General features: G+C 73.1%; 12 protein-coding genes and 1 pseudogene. 5 read left to right on the top strand and 8 right to left on the bottom strand.

Annotated elements, in window-relative coordinates; genetic code table 11:
- Nucleotides 1-137: 137 nt before the first annotated feature.
- Nucleotides 138-1,721 (bottom strand): hypothetical protein, encoded by a 1,584-nt coding sequence (locus ACIRPX_RS13800; RefSeq protein ID WP_404192928.1) that lies wholly within the window; start codon nt 1,719-1,721, stop codon nt 138-140.
- Between the two features lie 134 nt (nt 1,722-1,855).
- Nucleotides 1,856-2,107: a helix-turn-helix domain-containing protein gene (locus ACIRPX_RS13795; protein ID WP_404192926.1), complete on the bottom strand. Its 252-nt coding sequence runs from the start codon at nt 2,105-2,107 to the stop codon at nt 1,856-1,858.
- A gap of 70 nt (nt 2,108-2,177) precedes the next feature.
- On the opposite strand from ACIRPX_RS13795, the gene map reads away from it, so the two are divergent.
- Both map and ACIRPX_RS13785 read left to right on the top strand, forming a co-directional pair.
- A complete protein-coding gene (gene map / locus ACIRPX_RS13790; protein ID WP_404192924.1) occupies nt 2,178-2,951 on the top strand; it encodes a type I methionyl aminopeptidase in 774 nt (257 codons plus the stop codon).
- 155 nt (nt 2,952-3,106) lie between these two features.
- Nucleotides 3,107-5,650, top strand: a complete 2,544-nt coding sequence (locus ACIRPX_RS13785) for an ATP-dependent Clp protease ATP-binding subunit (RefSeq protein WP_404192922.1) — start codon at nt 3,107-3,109, stop codon at nt 5,648-5,650.
- On the opposite strand, the gene ggt is transcribed toward ACIRPX_RS13785, so the two are convergent.
- A complete protein-coding gene (ggt, locus tag ACIRPX_RS13780) occupies nt 5,651-7,465 on the bottom strand; it encodes a gamma-glutamyltransferase (protein ID WP_404192920.1) in 1,815 nt (604 codons plus the stop codon).
- Nucleotides 7,466-7,570: 105 nt separating this feature from the next.
- On the opposite strand from ggt, the gene ACIRPX_RS13775 reads away from it, so the two are divergent.
- Both ACIRPX_RS13775 and ACIRPX_RS13770 read left to right on the top strand, forming a co-directional pair.
- Entirely contained in the window at nt 7,571-8,332 is a 762-nt protein-coding gene (locus ACIRPX_RS13775; protein ID WP_404192917.1) for a hypothetical protein, read from the top strand.
- A gap of 116 nt (nt 8,333-8,448) precedes the next feature.
- The gene (locus tag ACIRPX_RS13770; protein WP_404192915.1) at nt 8,449-10,014 is read left to right on the top strand and encodes a CocE/NonD family hydrolase; all 1,566 of its coding nucleotides are present in this window, start codon (nt 8,449-8,451) and stop codon (nt 10,012-10,014) included.
- A 154-nt stretch (nt 10,015-10,168) separates the two neighbouring features.
- Here ACIRPX_RS13770 and ACIRPX_RS13765 read toward each other — a convergent pair whose 3' ends face one another.
- Both ACIRPX_RS13765 and ACIRPX_RS13760 read right to left on the bottom strand, forming a co-directional pair.
- The gene (locus tag ACIRPX_RS13765; protein WP_404193642.1) at nt 10,169-10,354 is read right to left on the bottom strand and encodes a hypothetical protein; all 186 of its coding nucleotides are present in this window, start codon (nt 10,352-10,354) and stop codon (nt 10,169-10,171) included.
- 126 nt (nt 10,355-10,480) lie between these two features.
- Nucleotides 10,481-10,888 carry a DUF6278 family protein gene (locus tag ACIRPX_RS13760; protein ID WP_404192912.1) on the bottom strand — a complete coding sequence of 136 codons (408 nt, stop codon included), beginning with the start codon at nt 10,886-10,888 and terminating at the stop codon, nt 10,481-10,483.
- A 192-nt stretch (nt 10,889-11,080) separates the two neighbouring features.
- Here ACIRPX_RS13760 and ACIRPX_RS13755 point away from each other — a divergent pair, with 192 nt between their 5' ends.
- Entirely contained in the window at nt 11,081-12,814 is a 1,734-nt protein-coding gene (locus tag ACIRPX_RS13755; protein WP_404193610.1) for a GDSL-type esterase/lipase family protein, read from the top strand.
- Between the two features lie 40 nt (nt 12,815-12,854).
- On the opposite strand, the gene ACIRPX_RS13750 is transcribed toward ACIRPX_RS13755, so the two are convergent.
- The 3 genes and pseudogenes from ACIRPX_RS13750 to ACIRPX_RS13740 all read right to left on the bottom strand — a co-directional run.
- On the bottom strand, nt 12,855-13,634 hold the full coding sequence (locus tag ACIRPX_RS13750) for an exodeoxyribonuclease III (protein ID WP_404192909.1): 780 nt from the start codon (nt 13,632-13,634) through the stop codon (nt 12,855-12,857).
- A 51-nt stretch (nt 13,635-13,685) separates the two neighbouring features.
- Entirely contained in the window at nt 13,686-14,321 is a 636-nt protein-coding gene (locus tag ACIRPX_RS13745; RefSeq protein WP_404192906.1) for an MBL fold metallo-hydrolase, read from the bottom strand.
- Between the two features lie 42 nt (nt 14,322-14,363).
- Nucleotides 14,364-14,579: pseudogene (locus ACIRPX_RS13740) on the bottom strand (IS110 family transposase); the annotation flags it as partial.

Genomic DNA, 14,579 nt, shown 5'->3' with positions numbered 1-14,579 from the left:
GAGCGGGCCGTAGAGGGATGAACGTAAGCCTCCGGGAGAGCCTTGCCAAGACCATCGCCGTCAACCCGCCATGTCGATCACGTTTCGCACTCCTGTGGGTGAGCGCCGGGACGGCCGGCAAGGGGTGGTCGGGGGTGTCAGGTGGCGAAACCGGCGACCCGGAGGGCATGCACCAGATCCCAGTGTCGCTCCTCCGAAACGCCCTGCGCAGCCTCCAGGAGGAGCGGTACGAGCGTCTGCGGCCCGGGCTCGGCGCTGCGGGCCGCCTCCTCGGGGGTGCGGACACGGACGTAGGCGTCGAGCAGGGCGGCGACCTCGCGGTCGCGCCCCTGCGCGGCCAGCTCCAGCACGGCCTGCCCTATCTCGGCGGCGGGCCGGACGACGCCCTGCCGCAGGATCTGCTCGCCGTCGGCGCCGCGCCCGGCCGCGACCAGCGCGTCCGCCGCCGCGACCAGCCGGCCGGCGGGCAGCGAGGCGGCCTCCCACAGCAGCGTCGCCCAGTCGGCGCCGAGGCCGGCCCGCCGGAGCTCCTCGGCGAGCAGCGGCAGACGGGCCGGCGGCCAGTGGGCGGCCTCCGCGAGCAGGACGTGCGCCTCGCCGCTGCGGCCCTCGGCCCGCAGCCGCAGGAGTCCGGCGACGGCCCCGGCGATCTCGCGCGCGCCCGCCCCGTCCACCTCCTCGGCCCGCGGCGCCGGGCGCGCGGGCGCCTCCACGGCGGCTCCGGCGAACCGGGCCCCGCGCGGCGTGCGCCCTCCGGCGTCCGGGGCGGGCAGCGGCGGCCCGGCGCTGGGCGGCACGACGACGGCCGCGGCCTCCTCCTCGGCCATCCCGGCGAAGCGGGCACTGCCGCGCCGCCGCTTGCGCTGCTTGGGGGCGGTGGAGGGTGACGCGAGGGTGGCGCCGGCGTCGGGCCGCCGGGCGGCCGGTCCGGCGGGAACGGGGCCGGGGCCGGCGGGCCCGGAAGGGACGGCGGGCCCGGAGCGGACCGCCTCGGACGGGGCAGGCCCGGGCCCGGCGGACTCGGGCCGCTCGGGCCCGGACGCCGGCGGCGGGGGCTCGGCCGGGACACGCTCGCGCCGGGCGGCTTCGGCCGGCACGGGCGACGGCGCGGATCGGACGGACCCGGACGGCGGCGGATCTGCCGGGGCAGAACGCGCGCGGGCCGCGGCGTGCCGGGTGCGGGGGAAGTCCGGGGCCGGGGTGGAGCCGGGGCTCCGGCGGTCCAACTCGTCGATGCGGACGCGGAGTTCGGCGCAGCGGGCGGTGGCCCGCTCGTGGTCGTCACGGGCCCAGGCGAGGTCGAGACGGAGGGCCTCGGCCTCCTGCCGGGTGGTGGCGGAGGTGAGCAACCGGCCCAGTTCGAGCCGGCGTCGGGTGGCCTGCCGCTGTTCGCGGAGCATCACGTCGAGCCGGTCGCCGAGCGCGTCGCGCGCGCCGGGGCGGCCGTCGTAGGCGGCGATCGCGGCGGCGTGCAGCGGCCGGGCCCGCTCCGCCTCCCGGGCCGCGGCGTCCGGACCGTACACGGTGGCCAGATCCTGCAGCAGCGCCTCGACCACGTCCCACGGCGGCACCTCACGGCCGTCGAGACAGGCGCGCATGCCCTCCGGGTCGCGCTGCCAGAAGACCGCGCACCAGCCGCCGCCTTGGTCCAGGTGGGCCAGCAGGCCGTTCAGGTAGTCCACGAACTCCCGCACCCTGCCCGGGAGTTGATCCACAGCCATCGCTCAGCTCCCACCCGACCGGAACACTCCGGTTCCGTAGGCAACACCAGCTGTGTTACGGCGGCGCTACAGGGAGTTTTCGACGAGCATGCGGGCACCTCATTGCCGGATCGTGACCGAGGCGGGCCGCGGCGTCACACGACGAGCAGCGCGCACCGCTCGACCAGCTCGTCCATCGACAGGCCGAGCGCGCGGGCGAGCGCCGCGACGGTGAAGAAGGCCGGGGTCGGGGCCCGCCCGGTCTCGATCTTGCGGAGCGTCTCCGCGGAGATCCCGGCCGCGGCCGCCACGTCCGTCATGCTCCGCCCGCCGCGGGCCTCGCGGAGCAGCCGGCCGAGCCGCTCGCCGCGTTCGCGCTCTTCGGGGGTGAGAGGGGTGCGCACCATGACGTCATTCTAATCCCGCCTTCCCGTCCCGTATTTTAAACCGGTCGAATAAGCCGGTATATTAATTGGCATGGTGGAACTGAAGACAGACACATCGATCGACGCCATGTACGAGGCCGGGCAGGTCGTCGCGCAGGCCCTGACAGCCGTGCGGAAGGCCGCCGGCGTGGGCGTCTCCCTGCTGGAGCTGGACGAGGTGGCGCGGGCGGTGCTGCGGGACGCGGGCGCCACCTCCCCGTTCCTCGGCTACCGCCCCTCCTTCGCCCCGACCCCCTTCCCGGCCGTCATCTGCGCCTCGGTCAACGATGCGATCGTGCACGGCATCCCGACCCGCGACCGGCTGCGCGACGGCGATCTGGTCTCGATCGACTGCGGTGCCCAACTGGGCGGCTGGGCCGGCGACTCGGCGATCAGCTTCGTCGTGGGCGAGCGGCGCCCTGTGGACGTGCGGCTGATCGAGACGGCGGAGCGCGCCCTGGCGGCCGGCATCGCGGCGGCGGTCGCCGGCAACCGCACCGGCGACATCGCGCACGCGATCGGCACGGTGTGCCGGGACGGCGGATACGGCATCCCGCAGGGCTTCGGCGGCCACGGCGTGGGCCGCCGTATGCACGAGGACCCCGACGTCCCGAACGAGGGACGCCCGGGCCGCGGCTTCCCGCTGCGGCCCGGCATGGTCGTCGCGATCGAGCCCATGCTGATCGGCAGCGGCCGGGACGGCTATCACGAGGCGGCCGACGGCTGGACCCTGCGCACGAACGACGGCTCGCGCGCGGCCCATGTGGAGCACACGGTGGCGATCACGCGCAGCGGACCGCGCGTCCTGACCGAGCGGATGCCGTAGCCGCACGCCGAGACGGCCCGCGCTGCTGGGCGTGCCCCCGTGGGGCGGTCGTGCGAAGGTGGTGTGACCGGGCCCTGTCGGGGCACCCGCCGGGCCGGCACGTCGATCAGTGAGCGCGTCCCGGTCCGCCCGTCGGGACGCCGGAACGGAAGGCCATGACCAGCGGCTTCAGTGGTCCTGAGGACTACGACCCCTTCGGTGAATTCCTCGCCCGCTTCTTCGGCGGCCCGCGTCCGGGCCCCCGGCAGATCGACATCGGGAGGCTGCTGAGCCAGCCCGCCCGGGAGCTGGTCCGCGGAGCCGCGCAGTACGCGGCCGAGCACGGCAGCCGGGATCTGGACACCCAGCACCTGCTGCGCGCCGCGCTCTCCAGCGAGCCGACCCGGAGCCTGCTCAGCCGGGCCGGCGCGGATCCCGACTCTCTGGCGTCGGAGATCGACGAGCGGTCCGGCCCCGCCCAGCACACGGCGGAGGAGGCCCCGCCGCCCACCTCGCTCTCCCTGACGCCGGCCGTCAAGCGGGCGCTGCTGGACGCGCACGACCTGGCGCGGGCCAGCGGGGCCGGCTACATCGGCCCGGAGCACGTGCTGAGCGCCCTGGCCGCCAACCCCGACTCGGCCGCCGGGCACATCCTCAACGCGGCCCGCTACGCCTCGTCGGGGCTGCCGCCCGAGGCGCCGGAGGCCGCCCCGCCGCGCGGCGGGGAGCGCCCCCGCGCCTCCGACACGCCCACTCTCGACAAGTACGGCCGCGATCTGACCGACCTGGCGCGCCAGGGCCGTATCGACCCGGTCATCGGACGGGACGAGGAGATCGAGCAGACCATCGAGGTGCTCTCCCGGCGCGGCAAGAACAACCCGGTGCTCATCGGTGACGCGGGCGTGGGCAAGACCGCCATCGTGGAGGGGCTCGCCCAGCGCATCGCCGACGGGGACGTGCCCGACGTGCTGCTCGGGCGGCGGGTGGTCGCGCTCGACCTGACGGGTGTGGTCGCCGGTACCCGCTACCGCGGCGACTTCGAGGAGCGCCTGAACAACATCGTCGGCGAGATCCGGGCCAACTCCGAGAAGCTGATCATCTTCATCGACGAGGTGCACACCGTCGTCGGCGCCGGAGGCGGCGGCGAGGGCGGCGGGGCCATGGACGCCGGCAACATCCTCAAGCCGGCGCTCGCCCGCGGCGAACTGCACATCGTCGGCGCCACCACGCTGGAGGAGTTCCGCCGGATCGAGAAGGACGCGGCACTCGCCCGCCGCTTCCAGCCGATCCTGGTGCCCGAGCCGACCGTGCCGGACACCATCGAGATCCTGCGCGGGCTGCGCGACCGCTACGAGGCCCACCACCAGGTCCGCTACACCGACGAGGCCCTGGTGGCCGCCGTGGAGCTGTCCGACCGCTATCTCACCGACCGCCGTCTGCCCGACAAGGCCATCGACCTGATCGACCAGGCGGGCGCCCGGGTGCGGCTGCGGGCGCGCACCAAGGGCACCGACGTACGCGCCCTGGAGCGCGAGATCCACCAGCTGACCTGCGACAAGGACCAGTCCGTCGCCGACGAGCAGTACGAGCGGGCGACGCAACTGCGCGACCGTATCGCGGAGTTGAAACAGCGGATCGCGGACACCGGCGGCGGTGACAAGGCCGACGAGGGGCAGCTGGAGGTGACGGCCGAGGCGATCGCCGAGGTGGTGTCGCGGCAGACCGGCATCCCGGTCAGCAGCCTCACCCAGGAGGAGAAGGAGAAGCTGCTCGGCCTGGAGGAGCACCTGCACGAGCGGGTGGTCGGCCAGGACGAGGCCGTCGGCGTGGTCTCCGAGGCGGTGCTGCGCTCGCGCGCCGGGCTCGCCAGCCCGGACCGGCCGATCGGCAGCTTCCTCTTCCTCGGGCCGACCGGCGTCGGCAAGACCGAGCTCGCCCGCGCCCTCGCCGAGGCCCTGTTCGGCAGCGAGGAGCGCATGGTCCGCCTCGACATGAGCGAGTACCAGGAGCGCCACACCGTCAGCCGGCTGGTCGGCGCCCCGCCCGGATACGTCGGCCACGAGGAGGCCGGCCAGCTCACCGAGGTGGTGCGCCGGCACCCGTACTCGCTGCTCCTGCTCGACGAGGTGGAGAAGGCGCACCCGGACGTCTTCAACATCCTGCTCCAGGTCCTCGACGACGGGCGCCTGACCGACTCCCAGGGCCGCACCGTCGACTTCACCAACACGGTGATCGTGATGACCAGCAACCTCGGCTCCGAGGCGATCACCCGGCGCGCCGCCGGCATCGGCTTCGGGCCGGGCGGCCCCGACGCCGACGAGGAGGCGCGGCGCGAGCAGATCCTGCGGCCGCTGCGCGAGCACTTCCGGCCGGAGTTCCTCAACCGCATCGACGAGATCGTCGTCTTCCGCCAGCTCACCGGCGACCAACTGCGCCGGATCACCGACCTGCTGCTGGAGAAGACCCGCCGGCCGCTGAAGGCGCAGGGCATCACGGTCGAGTTCACCGGCCCGGCCGTGGACTGGCTCGCCGAGCGGGGCTACCAGCCCGAGTACGGCGCCCGCCCGCTGCGCCGCACCATCCAGCGCGAGGTGGACAACGAGCTCTCCCGGCTGCTGCTCGACGGCCGTATCCAGGAGGGCGGCCGGGTGACGGTGGACGTCGAGGACGGCCGGCTGGCCTTCCGCACGGAGGACCTGCCGACCGCCCCCGGACACTGATCAGCGCGCGGGGCGCACCACCATCGCCGAGCCGCCGCCGCGCCGCACCTTCTCGGCGGCGGCCAGCCACGCGCCGTTCGGCAGCCGCTGCACACCGGTCGCCGCGCCGATCTCGGGGGTGCGGCCGAAGGAGTGCCCGATGGCCTCCAGCCGGGCCCTGAGGCCGGCCGGGCCGGAGTCGTCGTAGAGCGCCGGCTCCATGTCGGTCGTGGCCGTGTTGCGCTGGCTCAGCCGCGGCGCGGCGATCGCGTCGACGAGCGGCAGCCCGCGGTCGACGAACTCCGTCAGCGTCTGCAGCACGGTGGTGATGATGGTCGAGCCGCCGGGTGAACCGAGCGCCACCACGGGCCGGTGGTGCCGGTCGAGCACGATCGTCGGCGAGATCGACGAGCGCGGCCGCTTGCCCGGGCCGGGCAGGTTCGGGTCGTGCACGGCCGGGTTCGCCGGGGCGAAGGAGAAGTCCGTCAGCTCGTTGTTGAGCAGGAACCCGCGGCCGGGCACGGTCATCGCGCTGCCGCCGGTCTGCTCGATGGTGAGCGTGTAGGAGACGACGTTCCCCCACTTGTCCGCCACCGTGAGATGCGTGGTGTTCTCGCCCTCGTACGTGGTGGGCGCCGCCGTGCCACCGCTGCCGCAGGCCGCCGGATGCCGCGGATCGCCGGGCGCGAGCGGGCTGGTGAGCACGGCGTCGTCCTTGATCAGGCAGGCCCGTGAGTCGGCGTACTTCTGCGAGAGCAGTCCCTTCGTCGGTACGTCCTCGAAAGCGGGGTCGCCGACCCAGCGCCCGCGGTCCGCGAACGCGATCCGGCCGGCCTCCAGGTAGTGGTGCAGGTACTGCACCTCGCTCGCCTTCGAAAGGTCCGTGTTCTCCAGGATGTTGAGGGCCTCACCGACGGTGGTGCCGCCGGAGGAGGAGGGTGCGATGGAGTAGACGCCGAGGCCGCGGTACGACGTCCTGGTGGGCGCCTGGAGCTTGGCGCCGTAGGCCGCGAGGTCCTTGGCCGAGAGCGTGCCGGGGCGGGCGTTCCAGCCCGAGGCGGGGTCGACCGGCGGCTTGTCCACCGTGCGGACGATGTCCTCGCCGAGGTCGCCGTGGTAGATCGCGCCGACGCCCTTCTTCCCCAGCTCCTCGTACGTGCGCGCCAGTTCGGGGTTCTTGAAGGTGGAGCCGACCACCGGAAGCTGCCCGCCGGGCAGGAACAGCCGGGCCGTGTCGGGGAAGTAGCGGAACCGGGCCTCGTTCGAGGCGGTCTGCGAGCGGAAGGTGTCGTCGACGGTGAAGCCGTCCCGGGCGATCCGTTCGGCGGGCTTCAGCACCGTGCCGAGTCTCCTGCTGCCCCACCGGTCGAGCGCCGTCCGCCAGGTGTCCGGCGTGCCGGGCGTGCCGACGCTCAGCCCACTGCTGACGGCGTCGGCGAAGGCGAGCGGCTTGCCGTGCTCGACGAAGAGGTCCGGGCCGGCGCTCAGCGGCGCGGTCTCGCGGCCGTCGACGGTGTGCACCGTGCGGGACCTGGCGTCGTAGTAGACGAAGTAGCCTCCGCCGCCGATCCCGGAGGAGTAGGGCTCGGTGACGCCGAGCGCGGCGGCCGTGGCGACGGCCGCGTCGACCGCGTTGCCGCCCTTCCTGAGGATCTCGATGCCCGCGGCGGACGCGTCGGCGTCGACGCTGGCGACGGCGCCGCCGTAGCCGACGGCGACGGGGACTTTCGCGGGGGTGCCGCTCCGCGACGCGGCGGGTGGCGCCGCCGCGCCCACCGACACCACGGCGGCGCAGACCGCCAGGACGGACAGTTTCCTTGCCACAGGACGACGCATGCGCACCTCCGGTGAGGGACCGTCAGCGCAGCTTAATCCACGGGCATGTCCTCGTCAGGAACGGCTCGAACACGAGTTTCCCGCGGCCCGCTACCATGCGCGCCCATGAATGACGACGTACGCAACATCGTCCTGGGCGTGGTCGCCGCCGGCCTCAGTGCCGCGCTCGGCTGGCTGGCCCGTACCTACCTGTGGAAGCGGAGGCTGCGCCGCAAGCAGGCGTTCTTCGGGCTGCCGGACAACGCCGAGTCGCTGCTGGTGGTCAACCGCGGCGCCGGGGGCCCCGAACTGACGGTGATGCGCTACGACGTGTTCGCCCTGCTCGAACTCGCCGCCCTGATCAAGGACTGCAACGCCCACGCCCAGATACTCCCGCACGACGCGGCACGCCAGGGCTTCGGCGAACGCACCGAGTTCTGCGTGGGCGGCCCGGCGTCCAACCGGCGCATGGTGGCGCATCTGGCCTCCATGCTCCCCGGCGTGCGGGTGAACACGGACTCCGAACCCGGGCCCGACCGGGGCGCGTTCCAGATCGGCACGGAGCGCTACCGCGTGGAGCCGGGCCGAGAGGAGTACGCGCTGCTCGCCCGCCTCACGGCCGCCCAGAGCCCGAACGCCCGCCCGGTCTTCCTCTTCTGCGGCCAGACCGCCATCACCAACCAGGCCGCCACGCGCTATCTCGCCCGCAACCACGAACGTCTCGCCCGCAAGCACGGCAACAGCTCCTTCGCCCTGCTGCTGAAGATCGTCAACTCGCAGGCGTACGGCCCCGACGTCGTCGAACTGGTCGCGGACGTGACGAGAGCGGCGCAGGCGGAGTTGCCCGCGACGAGCACGTCCGCACGCAGCTCCCACCGCGCCTCCTGAGGTCCGTCACAGGTCAACAATCGTTACTGGCACGTAACTTACCGACGGGTTACTTCCGGTAAGGGCCCGAGGTTACCGTCTGGTCACTTTGCACTGACACGAGTGAGGAGTGGCCCGTGGGAAGCCATCGCAAGGCTCTGCGTACGACCGCCGTGGGCGCCGTGTCGGCGACACTGATCGCCGGCAGCGCCCTCGGGCTCGCCCCCACCGCACAGGCCGCGGGCGCCGTCCGTTTCGTCGACATCACCGGCGACGGCGGCACCGTGCTGAAGGCGAACGTCATCACGCCCGTCGGCGCCGGCGCCACGCACCGCTACCCGCTGCTGGTGCTCCCCACGAGCTGGGGCTTCCCCCAGGTCGAGTATCTCGCCCAGGCCCGCAAGCTCGCCGACTCCGGTTATGTCGTGGTCAGTTACAACGTCCGCGGCTTCTGGCAGTCCGGCGGCGAGATAGAGGTGGCGGGACCACCCGACATAGCCGACGCCTCCAAGGTCATCGACTGGGCGCTCGCCAACACCCCCGCGGACGCGGGGCACATCGGAATGGCGGGTGTCTCCTACGGCGCCGGCATCAGCCTGATCGCCGCCGCTCACGACAGGCGCATCAAGGCGGTCGCGGCGCTCAGCGGCTGGGCCGACCTGATCGGCTCCATCTACTCCGGCCGCACCCAGCACGTGCAGGCCGCGGGCCTGCTGGACGGCGTGAGCGTGCTCACCGGCCGCCAGGACCCCGAAGTCCGGCAGATCTTCGACGACTTCTACGCCTCCGACCTGTCCAGGGAGCAGGACATCATCGACTGGGGGAAGAAACGTTCGGCCGCGACCTATGTGGACCAGCTCAACAGGAACGGGGCGGCGGTCATGCTGGCCAACGCCTGGGGCGACTCGGTCTTCCCGCCCAACACGTACACGGACTTCTACGAGAAGCTGAAGGGCCCGAAGCGGCTGGAGTTCCGCCCGGGCGACCACGCGACCGCCGAACTGCCCGGGCTGTTCGGACTGCCCAACGACGTGTGGACCGACACCGAGCGCTGGTTCGACCACTACCTCAAGGGCGCGGCCAACGGGATCGCCACGGAGCAGCCGGTGCAGCTCAAGTCCCGTTCCACGGGCGGCTACGAGGGCTACCCGGACTGGAAGTCGGTGGCGGCGACCGAGCGGAAGATCGCTCTCGGCGGCACCACCACGATCCACACCAACGTCGACTCCGGGGCGGACGGCGGGATCGTCTTCCTCTCCAGCATCCTCGACCAGGTGGCCAGGTTCCCCCCGGTCGCCGCCATCCCCCTGCTCCCCCGCCGCTGGGCCGCCGTGTGGAAGTCGCCGAAGTACGGCACCTCCCAGCAGATCCGCGGTGCGGCCAAGCTCCACACCACGGTCACCCCGACCAAGGAGAGCGGCACCCTCGTCGCCTACCTGTACGACGTGGGGCCGCTCGGCCTCGGCAAGCTGGTCAGCAACGCGCCGTACACCTTCCACGGGTTCACACCCGGAAAGCCGTTCGGTCTCGACCTGGAGCTGTTCTCCACGGCCTACGACGTCCCGGCAGGGCACCGGCTCGCCCTGGTCGTCGACACGGTCGACCCGCTCTACATCGAGCACAACCCGTCCGGCGCTCAGCTGACCTTCTCCTCGCCGGCGGACGACCCGTCGTACGTGTCGATTCCGCTGCGCAAGCAGTGATCTCCGGCTGCCGCCGGGCGGGTGGGGCTCTTCGGCTCAGTGCTTGAGGATCTCGGACAGGAAGCGGGCGCGCCGGCCGCGCGGGCCGATGACGCCGCGGCGGGCGGCGCAGCGGGGCCCTCCCGGGTCCGTGACGGCGGATGCGGTCACGCCGTCACGGCCCGGTGGGCCGGCGCGCCCCACCGGGCCCGGCAGCCGACGGGACCGCTCGTCGGCGTCCTCCTTCGATGACCACGACCACCTCCCCCTTGCCGACGGTGAGGTCGATGTCCTGCAGGACATGCAGCTCCCCGTAGTACATGTTGACGTCATGGAGCCCGATCAACGGATCGACGGCCATACGCAGCCCTACTCACTTTCAGCTGTGTCGTCCTCGCGGCAAACTATCCGGACCGGGAGGGAGCCATCGCACGACACGCACTTTTCGGGCATAAGCCGTATTTACGTCGATCTTAGGTCCATCGGGTCACACCTCCGCGACCTCGCCGTACAGCTGCGAGAGTTCGGGCACCCCGCTCGCGGCCCACTCGTGCCCGGAGGCGACGACGTCGAACTCGCGGCCGGAGGCCAGCCGTACGACCGGCTGGCCGCTCGGCCAGATCTCCCAGGTGGCACCGGGCACGGTGCGCACGATGACGGTGCCCAGGTACAGGCCGGCGTCGTTGCCGAGCCAGTGCAGCACGTCCTCGTCGTCCCTCCAGCGCGGCAGCAACTGATCCAGCGCCTCCAACGAGGCGGCGGAGTCGTCCAGTTGGACGCCGTCCTGGGACGCCTGGGAACGCAGCAGCTCACACTCGGAGAGAAGTTCGGCGATGCCCTCCGGGTCGGGGACGCCCGGACTCTCCTGCCGGTGGCCCAGAAAAGGGATCTTCATACACCCAGCGTGTCATTCGCACCGGCGTGCGCACCACAGGCGCGCGGGCGGTCACTTCGGGGCAATCTCGCGCCGCGTCCGGGCATGGCGCGTTGACGCGCCTCTGCCGTCTCTCTAGCTTCACCCTGCGTCATCCGTCCCACCGGTGAGCGGGAGGAGTCGGCCGTGCGTCGACATGTCCGGGCATGTGTGATGGTCGCCACCTCGTTGGCGTTCCTGTTCCCGGCCACCGCGGTACGGGCCGCCGGCGGCGGGGCGGACCCGGTGCCGCTGGAGCGCCTCTACGACAACACCGCGGTCAGCGACGACGCCCGTCCGGACCAGGCGGACTTCGACGGCTCCGGCACCTCGCTGCCGGCGCAGGACCTGACGGCCGCGGGCTGGACGCCCGGGCGCACGCTCACCGTGCAGGGTGCCCGGCTGACCTGGCCGCGGCGGCCGGGCCGGCCGGACAACGTGCGGGCCGACGGCCAGACCGTACGGGCCGGCGGGCGCGGCGACGCGCTGGCCTTCCTGGCCGCGGGCACCGGCGGGGCCGACGTGAGCGGCACCGGCTCGGTCGCGTACCGCGACGGCACCCGCTCCGCGTACCGGCTGACCGTGCCCGACTGGCTCACCGGCCCGCTCGCCACCAAGGCGGTCGCGACGGCGCACGTCAACACGCACCACGGCCGGCTCGCCGCGCGGGCACGGCTCTACGTCGTCACGGTGCCGCTGGTGCCGGGGCGCGAGGTCGCCTCGGTGCGGCTGCCGCGCGCCGCCGGGCTGCACGTTTTCGCGCTGGCCGTGCGGGCCCCGGCCACCGGCTGGAGCGGCAGCTGGGCGGCGGCGACCTCCGGATATCCGGCCGTGGGACCGTGGTCCGACCGGACGGTGCGGCTGGTGGTGCACACCTCGGTGGGCGGTCCGCGCGTGCGGCTGAGGTTCGACAACACCTTCGCCCCGGCGGCGGTGCGGATCGGGAGCGCGACGGTGGCCGTGCAGGCCGCGGGCGCGTCGGCGCGGGGCGTGCCCGTGCCGGTGTCCTTCGCGGGCTCGGCCGGGATCCGCATCCCGGCGGGCGCACAGGCGTTCAGCGATCCGCTCGCCTTCGCGGTGCCCGCGAGGACCAACCTGCTGGTGAGTTTCCACCTGCCCGACGCGATGACGGCGGCGCCCGTGCACCGGCTCGCGGTGCAGCGGTCGTACGTGAGCGTGCCGGGCGACCATGCGGCGGAGGGCTCGGCGGCGGCGTACACCACGGTCATCACCCGGTGGCCGCTGCTGACCGGTGTGGACGTGGGCGGCGGGCCGGGGTCGGTGGTGCTGCTCGGGGACTCGATCACCGACGGCGACCGGTCCACCGCGGACGCCAACCGGCGGTGGCCCGACGTGCTGGCCGGACGGCTGCTGGAGCAGCGCGCGGTCCCCCGCTACGGGGTGCTCAACCAGGGGATCTCCGGAAACCGCGTGGTCACCGACGGCTACCCCGGCGACGGGGTGTCCACGGACACGTCCGGGGTCAGCGCCCTGCACCGGCTGGACCGGGACGTCCTGGCCCAGACCTCGGCCCGTACGGCGATCGTCTTCGAGGGCGTGAACGACCTGCGGTGGCGGTACACCGCCGAGCAGGTCGTCGCCGGACTGCGCGAGATCGCCGAGCGCGGGCACGCGCGCGGCCTGCGGATGCTGGCCGCCACGATCCTGCCCTGCGAGGGCGAGGCCCTGTGCACGGCCGCCGTGGACGCCCGGCGCACCGCGGTGAACGCCTGGATCCGGGACGCCGGGGCCTTCGACGCCGTGCTCGACTTCGACAGCGTGGTGCGCGACCCGGCGCACCCGGCCCGGATGCTGCCCGCCTACGACAGCGGAGACCATCTGCATCCGGGCGACGCCGGGCTCGCCGCGCTGGCCGGATCGGTGGAGCTGCGGGCCCTGGTGCCCTGAACGCCCCGGAGACCTGGACGGACCAGGCGCGCGACCCGCCCTAGACGTCCAGGTCGACGACGACCGGCGCGTGGTCCGAGGCGCCCTTGCCCTTGCGCTCCTCGCGGTCCACGTAGGCGTCGGTGACCGCCTTGGCGAACGGTTCGTTGCCGTAGACCAGGTCGATGCGCATGCCGCGGTTCTTGGGGAAGCCGAGCTGGCGGTAGTCCCAGTAGGTGAAGGGCTGGTCGTACTTGAGGGGGCGCGGGACGACGTCCGTCAGTCCCGTCTCGCGCAGCGCCGTCAGGGCGGCGCGCTCGGCCGGGGTGACGTGGGTGAGTCCCTCGAAGGCGGCCCGGTCGTAGACGTCGTCGTCCGTCGGCGCGACGTTGTAGTCGCCCAGCACCGCGAAGGGGCGGCCGCCGGCCGCGTCGGCGGCGACGGCCGCCTCCAGCGCCTCGAACCACCGGAGCTTGTAGGCGTAGTGCGGGTGGTCCACCTCGCGGCCGTTGGGCACGTAGACCGACCAGACGCGGACCGGGCCGCAGGTCGCGGAGACGGCGCGGGGCTCCACTCCGCCCTCGTAACCGGGGTCGCCGGGCAGGCCCTTGACGACCTCGTCCAGGCCGACGCGGGAGAGCACCGCCACGCCGTTCCACCGGCCGGTCGCGTTCACCGCCGCCTCGTAGCCCGCCTCGCGCAGCTGGTCGAACGGGAACTGCTCCTCGGCCAGCTTGGCCTCCTGGAGACAGAGCACGTCCGTGTCGCTGCTCTCCAGCCAGGCCAGGAGCCGCGGCAGGCGGGCGGTGATCGAGTTCACGTTCCAGGTCGCGATGCGCATGCCTGACAACCTACCGGGCGGGTCCGACACCGCGGTCCCGCCCGCGCGCGGTCACAGGGTCGCCGAGGCTCCCGGCGCCAGCCGCAGGTGCTCCGCACCGCCCAGCGCGCCGACCTGGCGGTCGTAGATCGGGCGGGCGAGATCGGTGAGCAGGGCGTCGTGGATGTCGTAGGCGCGCTGCGGCTTGACCTCGCGGACGTAGTCGATGACCTCGGAGATCTTGTTCCAGGGGGCCATCACCGGGAGCAGCAGCGTCTCGACCGGGTGGCCGGGGACGGTGAGCGCGTCGCCGGGGTGGAAGACACCGCCGCCGTCGACGAGATAGCCGACGTTCGTGATGCGGGGGATGTCCGGGTGGATGACGGCGTGCAGCTCGCCGTGGACCTGGACCTCGAAGCCCGCCGCGGTGAACGTGTCGCCGTGCCCGACGGTGTGCACGCGGCCCGGGAACGCGGCCGAGAGCTGTTCCGCGACCGACCTGAGGGTCCAGATCTCGGCGGCGGGGTCGGCCTCCATCGCCGCCCGCAGCCGCTGCTCGTCGAAGTGGTCCGGGTGTTCGTGGGTGACGAGGATCGCCTCGGCGCCGACCGCGGCGTCCTGCTCGCTGAATCCGCCGGGGTCGAGGACGAGGGTGCGCCCGTCCTTCTCGAGCCGGACGCAGCTGTGCGACTTCTTCGTGAGCTTCATGACTCCCATCGTGCCCCTTGGCGGGGAAGCTCCTATAGATCGTCAAGCGGTCTGTGGGAGCGGTTCGGTGGTGTGGGTCACATGGGGTAGGTGACGGTAGATCTCTCGGGCGACGAACCGTTTCAGGCAGCGGACGACGTCCTTCTTGGTCATGCCTTCTGCAGTGCGTCGGGCCATGTATTCCTGGGTGCGCTGGTCGTAGCGGAGGCGGACCAGGACGATCGTGTGCAGGGCGTTGTTGGCCGCGCGGTCACCGCC

Source organism: Streptomyces sp. NPDC101225, from assembly GCF_044767585.1.
GTDB lineage: Bacteria > Actinomycetota > Actinomycetes > Streptomycetales > Streptomycetaceae > Streptomyces.
Note: the sequence above shows the minus strand (reverse complement) of the source record. Positions and strands in the feature narration are given on the sequence as shown.